This window comes from Thermus albus (assembly GCF_022760855.1).
Lineage (GTDB): Bacteria > Deinococcota > Deinococci > Deinococcales > Thermaceae > Thermus > Thermus albus.
Window position 1 is genome coordinate 106782 of sequence record NZ_JAKTNR010000006.1, and the last position, 19761, is coordinate 126542.

Annotated in this window: 23 protein-coding genes and 1 tRNA gene; 15 read left to right on the plus strand and 9 right to left on the minus strand. The window is 64.1% G+C overall.

The features are described 5' to 3' along the window. Window positions 1-14 precede the first annotated feature (14 nt). Together L0D18_RS07875 and L0D18_RS07880 are read right to left on the minus strand one after the other, a co-directional pair. A complete protein-coding gene (locus L0D18_RS07875) occupies window positions 15-509 on the minus strand; it encodes a CarD family transcriptional regulator (protein WP_114313488.1) in 495 nt (164 codons plus the stop codon). Further along, window positions 506-1075, minus strand: coding sequence for a TetR/AcrR family transcriptional regulator (locus L0D18_RS07880; protein WP_243028332.1), 570 nt, complete (start codon window positions 1073-1075; stop codon window positions 506-508). Before L0D18_RS07880 ends, L0D18_RS07875 begins: the two co-directional genes overlap by 4 nt. A gap of 72 nt (window positions 1076-1147) precedes the next feature. On the opposite strand from L0D18_RS07880, the gene L0D18_RS07885 reads away from it, so the two are divergent. The 3 genes from L0D18_RS07885 to L0D18_RS07895 are packed head-to-tail and all read left to right on the plus strand — an operon-like array spanning window position 1148 to window position 2931. Next, window positions 1148-1861, plus strand: a complete 714-nt coding sequence (locus tag L0D18_RS07885; RefSeq protein WP_243028333.1) for a type 1 glutamine amidotransferase family protein — start codon at window positions 1148-1150, stop codon at window positions 1859-1861. A gap of 43 nt (window positions 1862-1904) precedes the next feature. After that, window positions 1905-2405, plus strand: a complete 501-nt coding sequence (locus L0D18_RS07890) for a metal-binding protein (RefSeq protein WP_243028334.1) — start codon at window positions 1905-1907, stop codon at window positions 2403-2405. Window positions 2406-2448: 43 nt separating this feature from the next. Next, window positions 2449-2931 carry a TlpA family protein disulfide reductase gene (locus L0D18_RS07895; protein ID WP_243028335.1) on the plus strand — a complete coding sequence of 161 codons (483 nt, stop codon included), beginning with the start codon at window positions 2449-2451 and terminating at the stop codon, window positions 2929-2931. Here L0D18_RS07895 and tsaE read toward each other — a convergent pair. Next, complete coding sequence (tsaE, locus tag L0D18_RS07900) at window positions 2860-3330, minus strand: tRNA (adenosine(37)-N6)-threonylcarbamoyltransferase complex ATPase subunit type 1 TsaE (protein ID WP_243028336.1); 471 nt, start codon at window positions 3328-3330, stop codon at window positions 2860-2862. The genes L0D18_RS07895 and tsaE overlap by 72 nt on opposite strands. Before the next feature lie 26 nt (window positions 3331-3356). Further along, window positions 3357-3443 (minus strand) — tRNA-Leu (locus tag L0D18_RS07905). Between the two features lie 246 nt (window positions 3444-3689). On the opposite strand from L0D18_RS07905, the gene L0D18_RS07910 reads away from it, so the two are divergent. The 8 genes from L0D18_RS07910 (at window position 3690) to L0D18_RS07945 (ending at window position 12225) form a co-directional block, all read left to right on the plus strand. Continuing rightward, window positions 3690-4334 carry a cytochrome c3 family protein gene (locus L0D18_RS07910; RefSeq protein ID WP_243028337.1) on the plus strand — a complete coding sequence of 215 codons (645 nt, stop codon included), beginning with the start codon at window positions 3690-3692 and terminating at the stop codon, window positions 4332-4334. A gap of 8 nt (window positions 4335-4342) precedes the next feature. After that, window positions 4343-6982: a 4Fe-4S dicluster domain-containing protein gene (locus tag L0D18_RS07915; protein ID WP_243028338.1), complete on the plus strand. Its 2640-nt coding sequence runs from the start codon at window positions 4343-4345 to the stop codon at window positions 6980-6982. Beyond that, window positions 6972-8324: an NrfD/PsrC family molybdoenzyme membrane anchor subunit gene (nrfD, locus tag L0D18_RS07920; RefSeq protein WP_243028339.1), complete on the plus strand. Its 1353-nt coding sequence runs from the start codon at window positions 6972-6974 to the stop codon at window positions 8322-8324. The genes L0D18_RS07915 and nrfD overlap by 11 nt, the downstream gene beginning before the upstream one ends. A gap of 9 nt (window positions 8325-8333) precedes the next feature. Further along, window positions 8334-8852, plus strand: a complete 519-nt coding sequence (locus L0D18_RS07925) for a DUF3341 domain-containing protein (RefSeq protein WP_243028340.1) — start codon at window positions 8334-8336, stop codon at window positions 8850-8852. A 43-nt stretch (window positions 8853-8895) separates the two neighbouring features. Next, the gene (locus tag L0D18_RS07930; RefSeq protein WP_243028356.1) at window positions 8896-9360 is read left to right on the plus strand and encodes a c-type cytochrome; all 465 of its coding nucleotides are present in this window, start codon (window positions 8896-8898) and stop codon (window positions 9358-9360) included. Further along, window positions 9344-10348, plus strand: a complete 1005-nt coding sequence (locus tag L0D18_RS07935; protein ID WP_243028341.1) for a hypothetical protein — start codon at window positions 9344-9346, stop codon at window positions 10346-10348. The genes L0D18_RS07930 and L0D18_RS07935 overlap by 17 nt, the downstream gene beginning before the upstream one ends. 120 nt (window positions 10349-10468) lie before the next feature. Next, window positions 10469-11605, plus strand: coding sequence for an NAD(P)/FAD-dependent oxidoreductase (locus L0D18_RS07940; RefSeq protein WP_243028342.1), 1137 nt, complete (start codon window positions 10469-10471; stop codon window positions 11603-11605). Between the two features lie 8 nt (window positions 11606-11613). Further along, entirely contained in the window at window positions 11614-12225 is a 612-nt protein-coding gene (locus tag L0D18_RS07945) for a helical membrane plugin domain-containing protein (RefSeq protein WP_243028343.1), read from the plus strand. A gap of 4 nt (window positions 12226-12229) precedes the next feature. Here L0D18_RS07945 and L0D18_RS07950 read toward each other — a convergent pair whose 3' ends face one another. From L0D18_RS07950 to lysJ, 3 genes are read right to left on the minus strand one after another with little or no spacing between them, the layout of a single operon-like run. Further along, complete coding sequence (locus tag L0D18_RS07950) at window positions 12230-13837, minus strand: GGDEF domain-containing protein (protein ID WP_243028344.1); 1608 nt, start codon at window positions 13835-13837, stop codon at window positions 12230-12232. Between the two features lie 9 nt (window positions 13838-13846). Further along, window positions 13847-14935 (minus strand): [LysW]-lysine hydrolase, encoded by a 1089-nt coding sequence (locus tag L0D18_RS07955; protein WP_243028345.1) that lies wholly within the window; start codon window positions 14933-14935, stop codon window positions 13847-13849. A gap of 1 nt (window position 14936) precedes the next feature. Continuing rightward, complete coding sequence (lysJ, locus tag L0D18_RS07960) at window positions 14937-16124, minus strand: [LysW]-aminoadipate semialdehyde transaminase LysJ (protein ID WP_243028346.1); 1188 nt, start codon at window positions 16122-16124, stop codon at window positions 14937-14939. Window positions 16125-16263: 139 nt separating this feature from the next. On the opposite strand from lysJ, the gene folK reads away from it, so the two are divergent. The 4 genes from folK to plsX are packed head-to-tail and all read left to right on the plus strand — an operon-like array spanning window position 16264 to window position 18532. Further along, complete coding sequence (gene folK / locus L0D18_RS07965; RefSeq protein ID WP_243028347.1) at window positions 16264-16743, plus strand: 2-amino-4-hydroxy-6-hydroxymethyldihydropteridine diphosphokinase; 480 nt, start codon at window positions 16264-16266, stop codon at window positions 16741-16743. Window positions 16744-16785: 42 nt separating this feature from the next. After that, window positions 16786-17163, plus strand: a complete 378-nt coding sequence (locus L0D18_RS07970; protein WP_243028348.1) for an RNA-binding protein S1 — start codon at window positions 16786-16788, stop codon at window positions 17161-17163. 59 nt (window positions 17164-17222) lie between these two features. Then, window positions 17223-17555 (plus strand): thioredoxin, encoded by a 333-nt coding sequence (trxA, locus tag L0D18_RS07975; RefSeq protein WP_243028349.1) that lies wholly within the window; start codon window positions 17223-17225, stop codon window positions 17553-17555. Next, window positions 17552-18532 (plus strand): phosphate acyltransferase PlsX, encoded by a 981-nt coding sequence (gene plsX, locus L0D18_RS07980; protein WP_243028350.1) that lies wholly within the window; start codon window positions 17552-17554, stop codon window positions 18530-18532. Before trxA ends, plsX begins: the two co-directional genes overlap by 4 nt. Here plsX and L0D18_RS07985 read toward each other — a convergent pair. Together L0D18_RS07985 and L0D18_RS07990 are read right to left on the minus strand one after the other, a co-directional pair. Next, window positions 18521-18940, minus strand: coding sequence for an archease (locus L0D18_RS07985; protein ID WP_243028351.1), 420 nt, complete (start codon window positions 18938-18940; stop codon window positions 18521-18523). The genes plsX and L0D18_RS07985 overlap by 12 nt on opposite strands. Continuing rightward, on the minus strand, window positions 18931-19602 hold the full coding sequence (locus L0D18_RS07990) for a PIG-L deacetylase family protein (protein ID WP_243028352.1): 672 nt from the start codon (window positions 19600-19602) through the stop codon (window positions 18931-18933). Before L0D18_RS07990 ends, L0D18_RS07985 begins: the two co-directional genes overlap by 10 nt. Window positions 19603-19761: the final 159 nt, after the last annotated feature.

Here is a 19761-nt window from a genome sequence, read left to right on the forward strand (position 1 = left end):
AGCCAAGCGTTTCCTCAGTTCAGTTCTTCGCCCCAGGCCTCCTCAAAGAGGCGCTTGGCTTCTTGGACGGTGATCTCTAGGGTTTGGGAAACCTCTTCCGCCAACAGGTAGATGGCCCGCCTTAGGGCCTGGCGGTCCAGGTCCGGCAGGCCCCGCTCCAGCTCCCAAGCCCTGAGCTGGCCCGCCATCTGGGCGATGCGGTAGGGGTTTCCGTCCGCCAGGATCTCGCTGGTCTTGCGATGCCGGGCGGCCCACTGCTTGGGCAGGGGCATGCGCCCATTTTTGAGGAGGTCCAGGATCACCGGTACCTCCTCAGGGGCCAGGGCTTTGCGCATGCCCACGCTTTGGGGGGCTTCCACGGGTACGTAGGCCTTGGAGCGGGAACCAGGGAAGTCCACCTGGTAGTAGGCCCGACTTACTCCGCTCACGCTCCTTTGGGCTATGCCCGCCACCACACCGACCCCGTAAGGGGGCAGGACCACCTTGTCGCCGGGACGGAACTCTTTCACGGCGCCACTCCTTTCCGGAGCACCTCTAGGAGATGCTCCAAATAAGCCTCCACCTCTAGCTGAGGCGTACACCCCAAGGCCGCGATCACGTGGGCGGTGGCCCTTGGGGAAAGCCCCGGGCGCACGGCTCCTTCCTCCTGGCCGCTTCGCACCAGCTCCTCCAGAAGGTCCAGGTAGTGCTGGTGGAGGCCCTTAAGCCAGGGGGTGGGGTCCTCCATGGCCTCCCGGGCTACCGCGGCCCACAGGCCTCGCCATTCGGCGATCCAGGCCAAGCGCTTTTGCAAGAGGGCTTCCAGGCGCACAAAAAAAGGCGCCTTTTGGCGCACCACCTCCTCCACCTCCCGGTAGAAGGCCCAGGTTCTTTCCTCCACCAGGCTCTTCAGGAGGTCCTTCTTATCCCGGAAGTAAAGGTAGATGGTTCCCTTACCCACCTCCGCCCGCCGGGCCACCTCCTCCATCTTCAGCCCGGAAAGCCCCATCTCCCGGAGGATTTCCAAGGTGGCCTCGAGGATGGCCCTCCTCTTGTCCTTGGATAAGGCCCCCGGGGGGGATACCATCGCGGCCACGCCTTCAAGTCTACCACACCACCCTTTTCCTTTCATGAGGAGGGTATTACCCTAGGGGTATAGGAGGTCGGTATGCGCCAGGGCTTTTTCGCCTTGCTGACCGCCGATCCCCTTCGGGGGGCCTTGCGTCCGGTGGAGGCCAGGCTCCTGGAGGAGGCCCGGGGTGAGGCCCTCTTTCTGGTGCCCTATCCCCTGCGGGACCTGGCGGAGGCCTGGCGGTTGGCCTACCGCAGCCTGGGCCTCAGGCAGGGACGGGTGCTTTATCTCAGGCGCCGGGAGGAAGCCTTTGATCCCCTGGTGGCCCAGGCGGTGGCCCAAAGCCCCCTGGTCTTCTTGGCCGCGGAGGGATTGCCGGAGTTCTTGGATCTAATCCGCGGAAGCCTCCTTCTCCAGGCCCTCTTGGAGGTCCACCGCCAAGGAGGTGGGGTGGTGGCTTTGGGGGAGGCGGGCGGCCTTCTGGGAGAGGCGGCCTTCTACTCCTTGGAAGGGCAGGTTAAGGCGGCCTTGGGCTTGGCCCTTCTCAGGGGCCTGGTCTTCCTCCCCCGGGTGGAGGAGCGGGGGCGGTTTCTGGCCCTTTCCCGCCTGGTGGCCGACAACCCCGACCTGGTGGGCTTGGGCCTCTTGGAGGATACCGCCCTTCGCCTTCTCAAAGGCCTAGGGGAGGTTTGGATGGGAGGGGTGACCCTGGTGGATGCCGGTGGGGCGGAGTACACCGGCAGGGGGGTCAAGGGGCTCAAGGTGGATGTCCTTTCCGCGGGGGAGCGCTTTCCCCTTCCCGCTCCGTAAGGTTTGCCAGGATGCCCCGCCCCGTCCCCTATACCATGGGTTTATGCCCTCGGGGCGGGTGCACGAGGCCATCAACCTGACGGTCCTGGGCGGGGGGGCGGTGGTCTACCTGGCCTATGGGGGTTCCCCGGAGGAGCCCAGGGCTTTGGCCTTGGCCCTGGCCTACCTGGCGGGGACCTTTCTCCTCTCCCCGGACCTGGACTTGGCGGAGAAAGGGACGCGTTCCCAGCGGCGCTGGGGCCTTTTGGGCCTCCTTTGGCGCCCTTACGGTTGGCTTTTCCGTCATCGGGGGCTTTCCCATACCTGGGTGCTGGGGCCCTTGACCCGGCTGGGGTACCTGGTAGGGCTCCTTGGGGGCCTTGGGGTTCTTGCCCAGGGCCTTGCGGGGTATCTGGGAATGGAGTTTTCCCTGAAGCCGCCCTCTTGGCCCTGGGAGGTCTGGGGCTCTGCCCTTTTGGGCTATTACCTTTCCCAGTGGCTCCACCTGGTGGCGGACGGTATCTGGCCGGACCACGACCTGAAACGCTTGCGGCGGCCAAGGTGAGGTGGTTTACATACCTATCCCCGCTAAGGTAAACAATAAAGGCATGCTAAGGCGGTGGGTAGGGTACCTTTTGGTTTTGGGCTTGGCCCTTGCGGTACAGCCGGGCCAGCGCCTGCCTGAGTTTGCCCTTCTGGATCCCAAGGGGAACCTCGTCACCCCGGCCACCATGAAGAAGCCCGCGGTCATTGTCTTCTGGGCCAGCTGGTGCCCGGTGTGCCGGGCGGAGTTCCCGGGGCTTCACCGGGTGGCGGAGGAAACCAAGGTGCCCTTCTACGTGATCAGCCGGGAGCCCAAGGATACCCGGGAGGTGGTGCTGGAGTACATGAAGGCCTATCCCCGCTTCCTTCCCCTTCTGGCCTCGGAGAAGGACAAACCCCACGAGGTGGCCAACCGCTTTAAGGTGGTGGGCCAGCCTTGGACCTTCGTGGTGGACGCGGAGGGAAAGGTGGTGGCCCTATTCGCTGGGCGGGCCGGGCGGGAGGCCTTGTGGGATGCCCTCTTGCTGGCTGGGGTGGAGTTGCCATAGCTGGGCGAGGCGCACCTCCCCTTGAGGGGTGAGGCGGAGGAGGAAATCGGCCTCTAGGGCTTCGGGGTCCCCCCACTCTACCAGGAGAAGACGGGCTCCCTCCCGGGAGGCTTCCAGCTGGGGAAGGAGAAGGGCGGGGTCCTTAAGGCGGTAGAGGTCGGCGTGCACCAGGGGGCCTTCCGGGGTAGGGTAGGTGTGGATAAGGGTGTAGCTGGGGCTCGTGACCCTTCCTCCAAAGCCCAAGGCCTCGGCCACAAAGCGGGCGAAGGTGGTTTTGCCGGCCCCCAAGGGTCCCTCCAGGACCACCAGGCTTCCCTCTGGGAATAGGGGTAGGACCTCCCGGGCCAAGGCCTGGGTGTCCTCGAGGGTCCTTAGGGTGCGCCAAAGGAGCAACCGCATAAAGAAAAGGCCCCTTAGGGCCTCTTTGGTGCCGGGAGCGGGACTTGAACCCGCACGCCCTTGCGGGCACCACCCCCTCAAGATGGCGTGTCTACCAGTTCCACCATCCCGGCAGGGTGCGCCTTACGCGCAAGCCTCAGTTTAGCAAAAGCCTGCTTCTTGTCAACCTCCTTCCGTGTTGGGGGGTTTGTCCGGGGTGGGGACATTTGTCCCTATCCCTATCCGCTAGCCTATCCATGAGAAGAGCTTGCTAAAGGGTAGGTACGGGTAAGGTCGGTTCACTTATGGAAGCACCCAGGCCCCTTGATTGAACCTTTCCCTCCCTACCCGTAGCCTTGGCCTTTAAGACTGGAGGTGGCATGCGCCGGCGCAACCGATGGGTGAAAACCTTCTTCTGGGGAACGGTCCTAGGCGTATTCGCGCTTTTGCTGGTGGTCTTCTCCGGGGTGGCGGTGGGGGCTTTTGAACAGCGCACCCTACCCGTGGAGCAGCCTGTACCCTTCAGCCATGCCTTCCACGCGGGAGGTCCAGGAGGGTTGGGGCTTTCCTGCCGCTACTGCCATTCCAGCGTGGAGCACGCGGCCTATGCGGGCCTGCCGCCCACGGAAACCTGCATGACCTGCCACACCTTCATCAAGCCCGATAGCCCCAACCTGGCCTTGGTGCGGAAGAGCTGGGAGACCGGCGAGCCTTTGCGCTGGAACCGGGTGATTAACCCGCCGGACTTTGTCTACTTCAACCACGCAGCCCACGTGGCCAAGGGGGTGGGGTGTGCGGAGTGCCATGGCCGGGTGGACCAGATGGCGGTGGTCTACCAGCCCCAGGCCTTCACCATGAAGTTCTGCCTGGACTGTCACCGAAAGCCTGAAGCCCACCTCAGGCCCAGGGAGCAGGTCTTCAACATGGCCTACACCCCGGACCCCGAGCTGGGGAAAAAGTTGAAGGAGGTTTATCAGGTGCGGTCGGTGGAGGCCCTTACCAGCTGCAACACCTGTCACCGCTAGGAGGCTTCATGAAGGAACGGCGCGGCTACGAGGAATCTTTGGAACGGGAGCTTTTCCGGGAGGAGTTTCCCTTTGGTCCGGTGACCCGACGGGGGTTCCTGGCCTTGGGGCTTTTGTCCCTAGCAGCCTGCACTCCGGTGGTGCGCCGCCAGGGGGTACCCTATGTGCGGCAGCCGGAATGGGTGGTGGAAGGAGGGGAGGCGGAGTTCGTCACCGCTTATCCCCATGCCGGTTTCGCCGAGCCGGTGCGGGTTAAGGTCTACCAGGAAAGGCCCCTCTTCCTGGCTCCCTTGGAAAGGGCCATGAGCCCCTACCCCCTGGCGGGCCTCTACGGCCTTTACGACCCAGCCCGCAAAGGCAAGGCCCCGGCCTGGGAAGGGTTTTACACCGCTTGGCGGCAGGCCTTGGGGGAAGGGGAAACCCTCTTGGTCCTGCCCCGCATCACCTCTCCCAGGCTCGAGGGTCTATTGGAAAGGGCCCAGGCCCGTTTTCCCAACCTCCGGGTAGCCCGGTTTGAGGCTTGGAGCCTGGAGAACATCTATAAAGGTGCGGAGCTAGCCTTTGGGCGCCGGGCCTGGCCGGTTTACGCTCTGGAGAAGGCGGAGGTGGTCCTCCTTGTAGATGTGGACCTCCACGAACACCCTGCGGGCTACCTCTGGTGGGAGGCCCTAAGCCAAAGGCGTGTGCCCCCCATGAACCGCATCTATGCGGTGGAAAGCGGGGCCAGCCTTTTGGGTAGCATGGCCGACCACCGCCTGGCCCTAAAGCCTAGCCAGGTGGAGGCCTTCCTCCTGGCCCTGGCCCAGGCCCTGGGGGTGGTGCCGGGGAGCCCGGCCTCGGAGTATGGGGGGTTCCTTCCCGTATTGGCGGAGGACCTGAGGCGGGGTGGGGTGGTTCTTCCTGGCCCCCAGCTTTCCCCCGGGGCCCAGGCCTTGGCCATGGCCATCAACCAGGCCCTCAAGGCTCCGGTGCGCTACGTGGAGCCCCCAGAGCGGGAGGTGGCCACGCCCAAGGCCTTCGCGGAAGCGGAGAGGGCGCCAAGGCTGGTGTGGGCGGCGGAGGGCCCTTTGCCTAGCCTTTCCGACAAGGCTTTTTCCGCAGCGCTTTCCCTTTACCCCACCAAGGCGGCGGTCTGGAGCCTGCCCTTGGCCCACCCCCTCGAGGCCTCCGGCCAGTACCGGGATGCCGAGGGCCGGCTCTGGCCTGCCCAGGCCCTCATCCAGCCCCTTTGGGGCGGGAAGGCCCTGGAGGAGGTGCTGGCGGGGCTCTTGGGGGAGGAGGTGCCCGCCCTTAGCCCCGAGGAGAAGCGGGCCCTGGTGGAAGGAAGGCCCCTGGCCGAGGCCCAGGCGCTTTCCGTGGAGGTATCCCCAGGCCTGGAGGGCCGCCTCCCTCCTCTGCGGCAGGAGGCTCCTTTGGAGATTGTCCTGCGCCCGGATGCCAGCCTCTACGACGGGCGCTACCGGGAAAACCCTTACCTGGAGGAGCTTCCCCGGCCCCTAAGCCGCCTGGTGTGGGATGGGGCCCTGCTCCTGGGGGAGGAGGATACCGAGGCCCTGGGTCTTTTGGGGGATATCCGGGCCCGGGAGCGGCGGGCCGATCCCAAGCGGCCCCTCATGCGAGTGAAGGCGGGGGAGAGGGAGGCCCTTCTGCCCTTGTGGCCCTTGCCGGGTCTACCCAAGGGGAGCGGGGTGGCACCCCTCTCCCACTTCTTCCATCCGGAAGGGGTGGTCTGGCCGCTGGAACTCTCCTCCACAGGCCGGTATTACCCCTTGGTCTCCACCCAGTACCACGGGTACCTGGGGGAGGTGGAGGCGGTCAAGGTTCTGGAGGAGAAGGAAGCCTTGGAGGGGGAACCCCATAAGGAAAAGCGGATTTCCTTCTATCCTCCCTGGCCTCAAGGGGAGCACGCCTGGGCCATGACCGTGGACCTAAGCCGCTGCCTGGGATGCGGCCTATGCACCCTGGCCTGCCAGGTGGAGAACAACATCCCCGTGGTGGGCAAGGAAGAGGTGCAAAAGGGACGGGAGATGCACTGGATCCGCGTTGACCGCTACTTCGCCGAGGAAGGGGTGGTGCACCAGCCGGTTATGTGCCAGCATTGCGAGAAGGCCCCTTGCGAGGCGGTCTGTCCTGTGGCGGCCACGGAGCATTCCAGCGAGGGCCTGAACCTCATGGTCTACAACCGCTGTGTGGGCACCAAGTACTGCTCCGCCAACTGCCCTTACAAGGCCCGGCGCTTCAACTTCTTCCCCTATGGGGAGGCCTTTGTGGGGAAAGGCGATCCGCATAGGGCCAAGGAGAGCCCCTTGGCCCTCCTCATGAACCCGGAGGTGACCATAAGGAGCCGGGGGGTGATGGAGAAGTGCACCTACTGCGTGCAACGCATTGAGAACACCCGGGCCAAGGCGGCCCAGGAAGGAAGAAAAATCCGCACCGGGGAGATCAAGACCGCCTGCCAGGAGGTCTGCCCAGGGAAGGCCATCCACTTCGGGGATCTTCTGGACCCGGAGGACCCCATTCAGGCCCACCGCAAGGAGGGGCGGCACTACGCCCTTTTGGAGGAGGCCAACACCTGGCCCCGCACCACCTACCTGGCCCACTTGAAAAACCCTAATCCCAAGCTGAAGGAGGGGGAGCATGGCGCATAAGGAACCCCATCCCGACCGCGACCTGATCCAAGGGGAGTGGACGGAAAAGACCTTGGTGGAAAAGCTTTTGGAGCCTGTGGAGAAACCGGCCCCTAGTCCCTGGAAGGTGGTGGTGGCCGTGGGGGCTGCCCTTACCTTGGTCTGGCTCTATTCCCTTTTCGTTACCTTCGTGAAGGGCTTGGGCACCTGGGGCATCAACCAGCCCGTGGCCTGGGGGTTTGACATCGTGCACTTCGTCTGGTGGATCGGTATCGGCCATGCCGGTACCCTGATCAGCGCCATCTTGGTCCTCATGCGCCAGAACTGGCGGGATTCCCTAAACCGGGTCACCGAGGCCATGACCCTCTTTGCCGTGTTGGCCGCGGCCACCTTCCCCCTCATCCACATGGGCCGGCCCCAGCTTTTCTACTGGGTGATGCCCTACCCCACCCACATGGCCCTCTGGCCCCAGTACAAAAGCCCCCTTTCCTGGGATGTGCTGGCCATCATGACCTACCTGACCATCTCCACCCTCTTCCTCTACCTGGGGCTGATTCCGGATCTGGCCCTCTTGAGGGAAAGGAGCAAGGGCTTTCGGCGGAAACTATACGGCTGGCTCTCCTTGGGTTGGACGGGGAATGCCGTGCACTGGCAACGCTATAGGGCGGTGTACGTGCTCCTGGCGGGCCTGGCCACCCCGGTGGTGATCTCCGTGCACTCCGTGGTCAGCATGGACTTCGCCTATGGCCTGGTTCCGGGCTGGCACCTCACGGTCTTTCCCCCCTTCTTCGCCTCCGGGGCCATTTACTCCGGCTTTGCCATGGCCCTCACCCTGATCATCCCCCTTAGGAGGTGGTACCGGCTGGAGGGGGTGATCACCGAGCGCCACCTGGACTGGATGGCCAAGGTGACCTTGGCCAGCGGCCTGGGGGTGGCCTATATCTACCTCTTGGAGATCTTCATCGCCTGGTATGCGGGAGAGCCCGCAGAGTGGGCCCAGCAGATCTGGCGCATGACCGGGCCTTACGCCCCTTACTACTGGGCCATGATGCTCATCAACGTGGTCCTTCTTCAGACCCTCTGGTTTCCCCGGTTCCGCAGGAACCTTACCTGGCTCTTCATCTTTTCCATCCTGGCCAACGTGGGCATGTGGCTGGAGCGCTTCGTGATCGTGGTCATCAGCCTGTCCCACGACTTCGTGCCCGGAAACTTCCACCTCTACCATCCCACCTGGGTGGACTGGGCCCTGTTCTTGGGGACCATTGGCTTCTTCCTCTTTGGCCTAGCCCTTTTCATCCGCCTCTTCCCCCCCATCGCCGTGGCGGAGATGGTCCACCTTTTCCACCGCTTGCGAAAGCACTAGGAGGGAGGCATGCTCTACGGACTCATGGCCTACTTTGACTCGCCGGAAAAGCTTTTGGATGCCCTCAAAACCCTGAAAGCCCAAGGCTACCGGCGCCTCGAGGCCCTCACCCCGAACCCGGTGGAGGGGGTGGAGGAAGTCCTTGGCGGGGATGGCCGCATCCCCTGGATCGCCTTTGCCCTCGGGGTTCTGGGGGTGGGGTTGGGGCTTTTCTTACAGATCTACACCACCCTGGACTACCCCCACAACGCCGGGGGCAAGACCCTTTTGGGCTGGCCCGCCTTCATCCCCGTGACCTTTGAGCTCACCATCCTCACCATCACCGTGGGGATCTTCCTCTTCCTCCTCTACATCAACGGCCTTCCCTTGGCCAGCCACCCCGCGGTGCAGGCCCGGGAGTACGTGCGAGTCCTTTTGGACGAGTACGGGGTTTTCGTCTACGCCTCGGATCCCCGGTTTGACCTGGAGGGCACCAGGGGGCTTCTGGCCCGCCTGGGGGCGGAGGTGGAGGAGGTGCGGCGTGACTAGGCTCTTTTTCCTTCTCCTGCCCCTTCTTTCCGCCTGCGGCTGGATGTGGGACCAGCCCAAGGTGCGGCCCTTCCGGGAAGCTCCCTTGCAGGTGCAGGTGGCCCCAGAGCGGGTGCGCTTTGGGGAAAACCTCAACCTGGAGGTGCGCACCGGGCTTAAGCCCGAGGGCGGCTTTGCCGACAACCCCTACACCTTCACCACGGAGGAGCTCATCCGGGGTAAGGCCCTTTACCGCACCTTCTGCGCCATCTGCCACGGGCTTAACGGGGAGGGGGACGGGCGGGTGGTTCCCTTGGGGATGCCCAAGCCCCGTTCCTTCCAGGACCCCGGGGTAAAGGCTATGCCCGAGGGGTACTTCTATTTTGCCGCCACCAACGGCTTTGGCCGGATGCTTTCCTACAAGAGCCGTATCCCGGAAAGGGAGCGCTGGCTCATCGCCCACTACATCAAGCAGTGCCTCTTGGAGGAGGCCTGTCCTTTGGAGGTGGTGAATGCAGAGGTCTATTGAGCTGAACCGCTCGGCCCCCTTCTTTTTGGGCATTTTCCTCTACGCCCTGGCCTTTCTCTTTGGGGCTCCGGCAGCCTACTTCCCCTTTGCCTTTTTCCTGCTGCTCTCCCTGGGAGCCCTTTTGGTCCTTTTGTTGCACAACGCCCTCACCAGCCGGTGGGGGGTTCCCTTGGAGCCTTACCTCTACCCCCTGGCCCGGCTCCTTCCCCTCATGGGGCTTTTGGGGCTCCCCTTCTTCTTTTTCCTGCCGGAGCTTTTCCCCTGGGCCCGGCCTGGGGCCAACTTGGATCCCATCCTGGCCCACCGTTCGGGGTATCTGAATGCCCCCTTCATGCTGTTGCGCTATGTCGTCTTCTTCGCCCTCTTCGCTTGGGTTTTGCTGAAGCTAAAGCCAGGGGAGCACCGCTCCGAGGTGGGGGCCTGGGGGCTGCCCCTGGTATTCGCCGCCGCCACCTTCCTTTCCTACGACCTCTTCATGGCCCTCGAGGCCCACTTCTACTCCGCCTCCTTTGGGGTCATCCTCCTGCTTTCCGCTGCGGTCTTAGCCCTGGCGGTGGCCGTGGCCCTGGCCGCCAGCAAAGGCACCCCGGCCCTCATGGGCCAGGCCCAAAACCACACCAACCTCCTCCTGGCCCTTTCCATCATCTGGATCTATGTGGAGGCCACCACCCTGATTATCGTCTGGGGGGCGGACCTACCCCACGAGGTGGAGTTCTACCTGAAGCGGCTGGAAGGATCCTGGGGGACCGTGGCTGCCTTGTGGGCGGTGGGGGGTTTCTTTCTCCCCTTCCTCTACCTCCTCACCAACCTCCCCAAACGGGAGGCCCGGTTCCTCCTGCCTGTCGCTCTCTGGATTCCCATCTTCCGCCTCTTGCACCTGGCTTGGTACGTGCTTCCCGCTTTAGGGCGGGGGGTAGGGATAGGGGATGTCCTGGGCTTTTTGGGGCTAGGCCTTTTCTTCTTCCAACGGCTCAAGAGCCCCTCCTGAGGGCTCCTGTTAGAAGGGTTCCCGCCTTGGTGGGTGGGGCATTTGCACCTACCTTCACAAAGGGGATAGGGGCATCTTAGGTTTTAGGGGTACGTGGTAAGGGTACCCAGGAGGTGGAAGATGGCAGCGAAGGTTCTGGTTCTAGGAGGCGGTTCGGGTGGCCTGGTGGCGGCCAACAAGGTGAAGAAGCTTTTGGGGAGGGAGGTGGAGGTCACCCTGGTGGATAGGAGCGCCTACCACGAGTTCATGCCCGCCTACCCCTGGGTGGCCTTTGGCATGCGGGAGCCCGAGCAGGTGCGTAGGCCCTTGGCCAACCTGGAGAAGAGGGGCATCACCTACCTGCAGGCCACGGTGGAGGCCCTGGACCCCGCCAATAACCGGGTTAAGACCAGCGCCGGGGAGCTTTCCTATGACTACCTCATCGTTTCCCTGGGGGCCGAGGCCCTGCCCTCTCCCGCCCCGGATGGCCACGCCCCTTGGAGCCTCGAGGGGGCCTTGAAGCTCCGGGAAGCCCTCAGGAACTTCAAGGGTGGCAAGGTGGTGGTGGGGGTTTCCTCGCCCTACTACCCCTGTCCCCCAGCGCCCTATGAGGTGGCGGGCCAGGTGGAGTTTGCCCTGAAGGTAAAGGGTCTTCGTCAGAAGAGCACGGTGGAGGTGTTCCACCTGAATCCTCTTCCGCTGGCGGGTATGGGTCCGGTGATCTCCGGAAAGGTCCTGGAGATCCTCCGCTCTAAAGGCATCGCCTTCCACGGGGAGTTTGAGCCGGTGGCCTTTGAGGGAGGAAAGGTGAAGGCCAAGGACGGGCGGGAGCTGGCCTACGACCTCCTCATCCTCACGCCGCCCTTTGCCCCCAACCGGGTGGTGCGGGAATCCCCTTTGGCGGGAGCGGACGGCTTCCCCGAGGTGGACAAGATGACCTTCCGCTCCACCAGGTTCCCCAACGTCTTCGTCATTGGGGACACGGTAAACCCCTCCCTTATGCTTCCTCCCGCCGGGGTAGTGGCCCACTTCCAAGGGGAGTACGTGGCCGGGGTCATCGCCTCCGACCTCAAGGGGGCCTACATTGGCGAGCCCTTTAACCCCGTGGCCATGTGCATCATGGACTTCGGGGACAACGCCCTCTTGCCCCAGTGCTCCTTTGAAAAGTTCCTGGCGGGCACCGGCATGCCCTCTTGTGGCGTGATGGCCGTGGGTAAGTGGGTGCGGGTCACCAAGATGCTCTTTGAGGGCTTCTGGTTCGCCACCTTGATCGAGTAGGAGGGACCATGGAAAAGATGCTTACGGTGGAAGAAAGGCTAGCCCATATAGAGGAGGTCTTGGAAAAAAGCGGGCTCGGCCTCCTGGCCCAGGTGGGTACCGGGGAAACCCTGGCGGAGAACCTGGGTCTTCTCATGGAGCCCAAAAACCTCCAGATGGTCTCCCTCTTGGCCCGCTTTCTGGACCAAGCGGAGGCTTTGGAGAAACTGGCGGACACCCTGGAGAAGTTGGAAGAATCGGGAGCCTTAGCCTTCCTGGGGCACCTTACGGAAAACTTCGGTGAGGGCTTGGGCATGCTCATGGAACCCCAGCTTCTCCGTCTAGCTTCCCATGGGGCCAACGTCTTGGACATTCTTTCCCGCATAGAGCCCGCCGCCATCGGCATGATGGCCTCAGCCTTGCAGCGGGGCCTGGGGGAGACCTTCACCCCCGAGGTCCTGCGGGACCCGCCCCGGGTGGGCCTGGCGGGGATTCTGAAGCAGCTTTCCGACCCCGAGGTGCAGAAGGCCTTGGGCGTGCTCTTCCTCCTCCTTAAGGCCCTGGGCAAAGCCTTCGGTCACCTGAACCAGGACATGAAGGCCATGGAGGCCCTCATGGCCAAGATGATGCCCAAGAAGTAGGGGTTTACGCCAGGGTTACCCGGTCCCGGCCCGTTTCCTTGGCCCTTAGAAGGGCGTAGTCGGCCTTGAGGATCCACTCCTCCACCTGGGCCTCGTTCTCGGGAACCTCCCCACCCGCAATGCCGGCGGAGAGGGTGAGGGGGTAGGGGATGGGGTCCACCTTTTGGCTGCGGAAGCGGTAGCGGATCCGCTCCACCGCCTCCTTGGCGGCTTCCCGGCCCGCGCCGTAGAGGAAAAGGAGAAACTCCTCCCCCCCATAGCGCACGGCCAGATCCTCCTGGCGCACGCTGGCCTTGAGGATGCGGCCCAATAGCCTTAGAACCTCATCCCCCACGGGATGGCCGTAGGTGTCGTTCACCCTTTTGAAATGGTCTATGTCCAGCATGACCACGCTTAGGGGAGCCTGGTAGCGCCGGGCCAGGGCCAGGAGTTTGGGCAGTTCCACCTCCAGGCCCCGCCGGTTCAGGAGGCCGGTGAGGGGATCGGTGAGGGCTAAGGTGCCCCACTCCACCTGGCGTAGCACCTGCCTTATCCGCTCCCCCAAGAGGGAGAGGAAGCCTGGGGGGATGGGCTCTTCCAAGGGGCCCTGCAGGTAGAGGTAGGCGGCATCCCCGCTTAAAGGAATGGTGAGGGCATGGGGGGTGCGTTCCCCCACCAGGCCCCGCCTGCCTCGCACCTCCAGGCCCACGGCCGTGGGGAGGAGGTGGCGGGTGGCCTCGAGGGCCCCCCTAAGAAGAGCCTCTGGGCTCAAGGTCTGGGTCACGCTGGGGGAAAGGCGGGCTAAGGCCTCCAGAAACCGGGTCCAACGCAATCCCTTCTCCTCCGTACGGCGCCATTCCAGATGGTTGGCGTAAAGGAGGCCCAACCCTCCCACCAGACCGCCGTAAAGGGCCAGGACCCGCGCTTCCCAAGGGGACGGGTCGTTTAACAAGGAAGCGGGCATCAGGAAGAGCCCCCCAAGGGCCAGGGCCTGCCCCAGGAAGGAGGCCTTCCCCGCTCGCTCCTCCAGCACCCCCAGGGCCAGGAGGAGGTAGCCCAAGGTCCAGAGCAGGTGTACGGGATGGCCCGTGGGGTATCCCCCGGTGGCTTCCAGGTAACCGTAGGCGGTGTCCGCCACCAAAAAGAGGAGGAAACCCGCCCCCCAAAGGGCCCGTCCTCCGATGCCCTCTTGGAAAATAGGTTCCAACCGCGGCAGGAGGAGGAGAAGGAGGAGGGCGTCCCAGACCATGTAGAGGCGGTCTATACTCAGTTCGGGCTGAAAGGCGGAGCCCATGCCTAAAAGCCCCAGGGGCAGGAGCCAAAGGCTCAGGCGGGGCGGTTTTCCCGGAAGCCAAAGGAGTCCCCAGGTCAGGGCGGCGTACCCTATAAGGTAGGGAAACTCCAGGTAGAGTCCTCGAGGCAGGCGGCTCAGGTCCTCAAGGGTCCAAGCCAGATCGCCCAGGCCCAAGAAGAAAAGCCCTAATCCAAAGGGTTTCTGCCGGTGCCCAAGGAGAATACCCCCGCCTATCAGGGCCACCAGGGGGGTTAAAAAGCGCTCGCTCCAAGGAGCGGTGGGAGGGAATAGGCCGAGGAATAGGATAAGGGTCAGGGACCCAAGCCAATACGCAACCACGCCCCAAGTTTAGCCCACCTTCTCTGGGGGTGCGTGGGTTTTGGCCAGGGCCTCGAGGGCCTCCCGTAGGGCCTCTATCCCTTTTAGGAACTCTTCCACCTCCACGTGCTCGTAGGGCGTGTGGTCCAAGGTGGAGTCCCCTGGCCCATAGGCCACCATGGGCACGTTCCAGTGGGGGGCCAGGACGTTCATGTCGCTGGTGCCGGTTTTGAGCTTGAAGACCGGCTTTCCCCCCGCCTTGCGGATCCCCTGCCTTAAGGCCCGGGTCAAGGGGGTATCCTTGGGACCCAGGTAGGGCACCTCCCGGCCGAAGAACTCCAGCTCAATGGTGGGGGGCGCGTAGGCGCTGAGGTGGCGGATGGCCTCCTCTGGGGGAAGCCTGGGGGGCAGGCGCAGGTCAAAGAACATCTCCGCCACCTGCTTGAGCTCTGCCGGCTGGATGCGGAAATCCCTTAGGGTGTACTGCACCTGGTCAAAGGCCTTTTGCCCCACGTTCATGGCCTCGGCCCAGGCCTTGATGGCCACAAAGTAGCTGATGAGCTCCTCGGCGGCGTTGGGCTCGTGGTGGGCGGAGTGGAAGTTATCCTTTTCCCGCCTTGCCCTTACCAGAAGCCTCCCCTTGTACCCCAAGGTGATGCCTTCCCAGCCCGAGGGCTCCCCGATGATGGCGTAGTGGGGCTTAAGCCTGGGAGCCACGAAGCGGGCGCCCTTGGAACTGGGGGCCTCCTCCTCCGTGGCGCCCACCAGGTGAACGGTAAGGTGCCTTTTCGCCTCCTCCGAAAGCCCAGCGGCGGCGAAAACCATGGCCACGAAGGGGCCCTTGGCGTCCACCGCCCCCCGGCCAAAAAGCTTGTTGCCCTCCAGCCTTACGGGCACCACCCCAGGTACGGTGTCGATGTGCCCCAGGAGGACCACCTGGGTGGGCCCATGCCCCACCTGGCCCCGGGCGTTGTCCGCCTCGTCCACGAAGGCCTTGAGCCCAAGCCGTTCCATGCCCTCCGCCAGGTACTCCGCCACCAGGCGCTCCTCGCCCGAGGGGGAGGGGATCTTGAGGGCCCCCATCAGGAACTCAACGGGATCCAAGCCGTTTGCGCTCATCTTAGGTTAGCGCAGCCCGCACCGCCTCCACTACCCGCTCCAGATCCGCCTTTTCAATGACCAAAGGGGGGAGGAAGCGGATCACCGTGGGGCCCGCCTGCAGGGTCAAAACCCGGTGCTCCTTTTCCAGGCGCTCAATGTACGGGGCGGCCTTTTCCTTGAGCTCGAGGCCCACCATGAGCCCAAGCCCCCGCACCTCGCGGATCTTGGGGGAGGGGATCTCCCTGAGCCTTTCCATGAACCACGGTCCAAGCTCCGCGGCCCGTTCCCAAAGCCGGGTGCGTTCCAGGTAGCGCAGGGCCGCCACCCCGGCGGCCATGGCCAAGGGGTTGCCGCCAAAGGTGGTGCCGTGGCCTCCCTTGGGCATGCTCCTCGCCACCTCCTCCCGCATCACCGCCGCCCCTATGGGCACCCCGCCCCCCAGGGCCTTGGCCAGGGTGAGGATGTCGGGCACCACCCCGTAGTGCTCAAAGGCGAAGCGCTTGCCCGTGCGGCCCATACCGGTTTGGATTTCGTCCAGGATAAAGAGGGCCCCCCTTTCCTGGGTTACCTCCCGGGCAGCTTCCAGGAACTCCCGGGTGGCGGGGCGTACCCCCCCCTCCCCCTGGACGGGCTCGAGGATCACCGCCGCTGTTTCCTCGTCCACCGCCCTCCTCAGGGCCTCCACATCGTTATAGGGGATGAACTCCACCGGCCCCAAAAGGGGCATGAAGGGCTCCCGGTACTTGGGCTCCCAGGTGACGGAAAGGCTTCCTAAGGTGCGCCCGGAGAAGCCCCGCATGGCGGCCACCAGCTTGCGCCTTTTGGTGTGGGCCCAGGCGAACTTGATGGCGGCCTCGTTGGCCTCGGTGCCGGAGTTGGTGGGGAAGACCCGGTTGAGCTCCTGAGGGAGAAGGCCCACCAGGGTGCGGTAGAACTCCCCCCGCATGGGGGTGGGGAGGGTCTGGGGCATGGAGAGAAGGGTTTCCGCCTGCTCCTTGATGGCCTCCACCACCTCGGGGTTGGCGTGGCCCAGGTTGGCCACCCCGTAGCCCCCCACGCAGTCAATGTACTCGTTGCCCTCGGCATCCCAGACCCTAGCCCCCTGCCCTCGCACCAAAAGCAGGTCGTGCTTGGTGTAGACGCCGGTGTCCAGGGCTTTTTCCGCCTCGAGGAGGGTGCGCCAGTCTTCGTAGACCTCCTTAACCATATGCTCGCCTCCAAAAGAAAAGCCCCCGGGCAGGCCCGGGAAGCCAGGCTTCCCAGGCCCATTAGGTTTTGCCCCAGGCGGCCATCTCCCCTTCAGGGTAGGGGGATGGGGGCCTCCTGTCAACGGATAGACTGGGAGGGTGCTGGCCTATGTGGGCTTGGGCTCCAACCTGGGGGACCGGGCAGGCTACCTGCTAAAGGCCCTTTCCCTCCTTTCCCGCCTGGAGAAAACCCGTCTCCTTCGCCTTTCCCCCGTGTACGAAACCGAGCCCGTGGGCCCGCCCCAGCCCCTTTACCTGAACCTGGTGGCGGAGGTGGACACGGAGCTTTCCCCCAGGGCTTTTCTGGAGGGCCTCTTGACGGTGGAGCAGAGCCTGGGGCGGGAGCGGAAAGAGCCTTGGGGGCCAAGGACCATTGACCTGGACCTTCTTCTATACGGGGACCTGGTCTTGCAGGAGGAGGGCCTCGAGGTGCCCCACCCCAGGCTTCACCAGCGGGCCTTTGTCCTGGTGCCTCTGGCCGACCTTATTCCTGAGGGGCGGCACCCCGTGCTTAAACGCACCTTTGCCGAGCTCCTGGCCCCCTTGGACCGGAAGGGGGTGCGCCCCTTTGTGCTATAGTGGGGGCATCGCGGATCACCGCCGCGCAAAGGGAGAAGGAAAGTGGACCTAGAAGCAGGAAGTGTGGTAGAGGGCCGCGTGGTGCGGGTTACGGATTTTGGCGCTTTCGTGGAGCTCCCGGGGGGCGAGCAGGGCCTGGTGCACATCTCCCAGATCGCCCATGAGTTCGTGAAGAACGTGCGGGACTTTCTCAACGAGGGGGATATCGTCCAGGTGATGGTAAAGGGCCGGGATGCCAAGGGGCGGCTGGACCTTTCCATCAAGGACCTCACCCCCGCCCCAGAAGGAGCTCCACCTCCCAGGCCCAGGCGCCTGCCCAAGCAATCCCCCGAGTTTGAGAACAAGCTGAAAAGCTTCCTCCGAGGCACCGGGGGCTTCGGCGGCAAGGGGGGCAAGAAGGGCGGCAAGAGGAAACGATAACCCTAAGGGTTCCCCCCGGGGGTGTATGCCCTCGGGGTTTTGTTTTAAAGTGGTGGGGTATGGCGAAGCCCATAGAGGTTACCGACGCCAACTTTGACCAGACCCTGGCCGGATATCCCTTGGTCCTGGTGGACTTCTGGGCGGAGTGGTGCGCCCCTTGCCGCATGATCGCCCCCATCCTGGAGGAGTTGGCCAAGGAGTACGAGGGGAAGCTGGTGGTGGCCAAGCTGGATGTGGACGAAAACCCCAAGACGGCCATGCGCTATAGGGTCATGAGCATCCCCACCGTGATCCTCTTCAAAAACGGCCAGCCGGTGGAGGTGCTGGTGGGAGCCCAGCCCAAGCGCAACTTTGAGGCCAAGATTCAGAAGCACCTGCCGCCAAGCGCATGAGGATCGCCCTGGACGCCATGGGGGGGGACCGTGCCCCCGGGGTCACGGTCCAGGGGGCCCTCCTGGCAGCCAAGGAAGGGGTGGAGGTCCTTTTGGTGGGAGAAGAGGCCCGCTTGCGGGCGGAGCTTTCCCGCCATGGGGCTTCCTTGCCCATCCATCACGCCCCGGACTGGATTCCCATGGAGGAGCACGCCACCGAGGTGAGAAAGCGTCGGGAAAGCTCCATCATGGTGGCCATGGACCTCCTAAAGCGGGGCGAGGTACAGGCGGTGGTGTCCATGGGCCACACCGGGGCCACCATGGCCGCGGCCCTTTTCACCCTGGGGCGGGTGAAGGGGGTGGAACGGCCCGCCCTTTTGGTGGAGTTCCCCAGCCAAAGGGGGCGCACCTTCCTCCTGGACGGGGGGGCCAACGCCGACTGCCGCCCCTCCTTCTTGGTGCAGTTCGCCGCCATGGGCCTGGCCTATGCCGAGGCCAACGGTTTGCAGGACCCAAAGGTGGGTCTCCTTTCCATCGGCGAGGAGGAGGGCAAGGGGAACGCCTTGGTGCTGGAGGCCTATCCTCTTTTGCAAGCCGCCTTGGGGAAGCGCTTTTTTGGCAACGTGGAGGGGCGGGACATCTTCTTGGGCACCACGGAAGTGGTGGTCACCGATGGTTTTACGGGAAACGTGGTCCTGAAGCTGGCGGAAGGGGAGGCCAAGGTGCTCTTGGGCTGGGTCAAGGAGGCCCTTAGCGGAAGCCTTTTGGCCAGGCTAGGGGCCCTTTTGGCCCGGGGGGCCCTGCGAAAGTTGAAGGAAAAGGTGGATCCCTCCCAGTACGGGGCCATGCCCCTTCTGGGGGTGGAGGGGGCGGTTTTCATCGGCCACGGTTCCGCGGACGCCATGGCGGTGAAAAACGCCCTTCTCCGGGCCAAGGCCTTGGTGGGGGCGGGGCTTTTGGAACGGGTCCGGGCAGGCCTTTCCGCTTTACACGTCTAGGATCACCTGGGCCCTCCACCTCCCGTTCTCCTGGCTCACCTGCAGGCCGTGAAAGGTGGCGCTCTTCACCTCCCCTTGAAAACCGAAGGCTTCCTGGAAGGGTTCCCCTAAGAGGGTGGCGGTGAGGCGGTAACCCTCATCCTTCCTTTCTACCCTTACCCGCGCCCTTCCGGGCACGAAGCCCTTGGTCTGGATCAGGTAGATGAGCTCGTTGAGGAAACGCACCAGGAGGGTTTCCAGGTCCTCGGCCTCCAGGGAAAGGCGCCGGCGCCGGCTGCCCCCTTCCGGAGGATAGAGGAACATCACCTGCAAAAGCCCTTTGAGGGCAGCTTGGAAGAGGTCCTCGAGGCCCCTTGCCTCCAGCTCAAAGCCCACGTCGGCGGTGTGGTCCAAGGGCCTTACCACCATGGCCCCTCCTCAGTGCCCTGGAAGCCTGGAAGGTGAAAGGTTTCCGTCCAGAGCCGTTCGGGATATCCTTCCATGAAGGCCAGGATGGAAAGGGCCTGGGTTTTGTGCTGGGCCAAGGCCTTGAGCTTCCGGGCCAAGGCCCATTCGGGGAGGCGCAGGCGGTGGGTAATGGGCCAAGGGCCCTCGGGTCGGACGAAGTAGACCACCTGGGCCAGGCCTTCCGCGGCCCTTATGGCGTAGCGGCTCGTGGCCACGTGGTCGGGGTGGCCGTTGATACCGTCTGGGGGAAAGGTGACCACGTACCGGGGCCTAAGGGAAAGGAGCCATTCCCGTATAGCAGCTTCCGCTTCCGGATGGTCTAGGAGACCTTTCCCCGAGGCCAAGCCACGGGGCCCCTCGCCGGCCTCTTGGGGCAGGGCGTTGGGAAAGGGGAGGACCTGGAGGAAATCCACCCCCAGGATTTCCGCTGCCTGGTGGAGTTCCCTCACCCGCACCTGGGGTAGCTCCTCCGGGGAGCATAGCCCCAAGGTCCTTCCCGCTTCCCCCCGGGTGAGGGTCAGGATCCCCGTCCTAAGCCCAGCTTCCTTGGCAAGAAGAAGGGCCCCTCCAGCGCCAAAGCTTTCGTCATCGGGGTGGGGGACCACCACCAAGAGGTCCACCATGCCCCCATCTTGACAGAAAAGCCCCCACCTGGTACATTCAATGTCGCGCCGGTTGGACCGGCGGGGGATCTTGAAAGCGCAGGAACAGGGCAACGCACGAAAGATCACGCCTTTAGGCGTTTTTTTGTTGGAGAGTTTGATCCTGGCTCAGGGTGAACG

Bases quoted from the DNA above. Each gene is read 5' to 3' on its own strand.
- L0D18_RS07885 (WP_243028333.1), top strand. From the start codon at position 1,148: ATGCGCCAGGGCTTTTTCGCCTTGCTGACCGCCGATCCCCTTCGGGGG.
- L0D18_RS07890 (WP_243028334.1), top strand. From the start codon at position 1,905: ATGCCCTCGGGGCGGGTGCACGAGGCCATCAACCTGACGGTCCTGGGC.
- L0D18_RS07895 (WP_243028335.1), top strand. From the start codon at position 2,449: ATGCTAAGGCGGTGGGTAGGGTACCTTTTGGTTTTGGGCTTGGCCCTT.
- tsaE (WP_243028336.1), bottom strand. From the start codon at position 3,330: ATGCGGTTGCTCCTTTGGCGCACCCTAAGGACCCTCGAGGACACCCAG.
- L0D18_RS07910 (WP_243028337.1), top strand. From the start codon at position 3,690: ATGCGCCGGCGCAACCGATGGGTGAAAACCTTCTTCTGGGGAACGGTC.
- L0D18_RS07915 (WP_243028338.1), top strand. From the start codon at position 4,343: ATGAAGGAACGGCGCGGCTACGAGGAATCTTTGGAACGGGAGCTTTTC.
- nrfD (WP_243028339.1), top strand. From the start codon at position 6,972: ATGGCGCATAAGGAACCCCATCCCGACCGCGACCTGATCCAAGGGGAG.
- L0D18_RS07925 (WP_243028340.1), top strand. From the start codon at position 8,334: ATGCTCTACGGACTCATGGCCTACTTTGACTCGCCGGAAAAGCTTTTG.
- L0D18_RS07930 (WP_243028356.1), top strand. From the start codon at position 8,896: ATGTGGGACCAGCCCAAGGTGCGGCCCTTCCGGGAAGCTCCCTTGCAG.
- L0D18_RS07935 (WP_243028341.1), top strand. From the start codon at position 9,344: ATGCAGAGGTCTATTGAGCTGAACCGCTCGGCCCCCTTCTTTTTGGGC.
- L0D18_RS07940 (WP_243028342.1), top strand. From the start codon at position 10,469: ATGGCAGCGAAGGTTCTGGTTCTAGGAGGCGGTTCGGGTGGCCTGGTG.
- L0D18_RS07945 (WP_243028343.1), top strand. From the start codon at position 11,614: ATGGAAAAGATGCTTACGGTGGAAGAAAGGCTAGCCCATATAGAGGAG.
- L0D18_RS07955 (WP_243028345.1), bottom strand. From the start codon at position 14,935: ATGAGCGCAAACGGCTTGGATCCCGTTGAGTTCCTGATGGGGGCCCTC.
- lysJ (WP_243028346.1), bottom strand. From the start codon at position 16,124: ATGGTTAAGGAGGTCTACGAAGACTGGCGCACCCTCCTCGAGGCGGAA.
- trxA (WP_243028349.1), top strand. From the start codon at position 17,223: ATGGCGAAGCCCATAGAGGTTACCGACGCCAACTTTGACCAGACCCTG.
- plsX (WP_243028350.1), top strand. From the start codon at position 17,552: ATGAGGATCGCCCTGGACGCCATGGGGGGGGACCGTGCCCCCGGGGTC.
- L0D18_RS07985 (WP_243028351.1), bottom strand. From the start codon at position 18,940: ATGGTGGTAAGGCCCTTGGACCACACCGCCGACGTGGGCTTTGAGCTG.
- L0D18_RS07990 (WP_243028352.1), bottom strand. From the start codon at position 19,602: ATGGTGGACCTCTTGGTGGTGGTCCCCCACCCCGATGACGAAAGCTTT.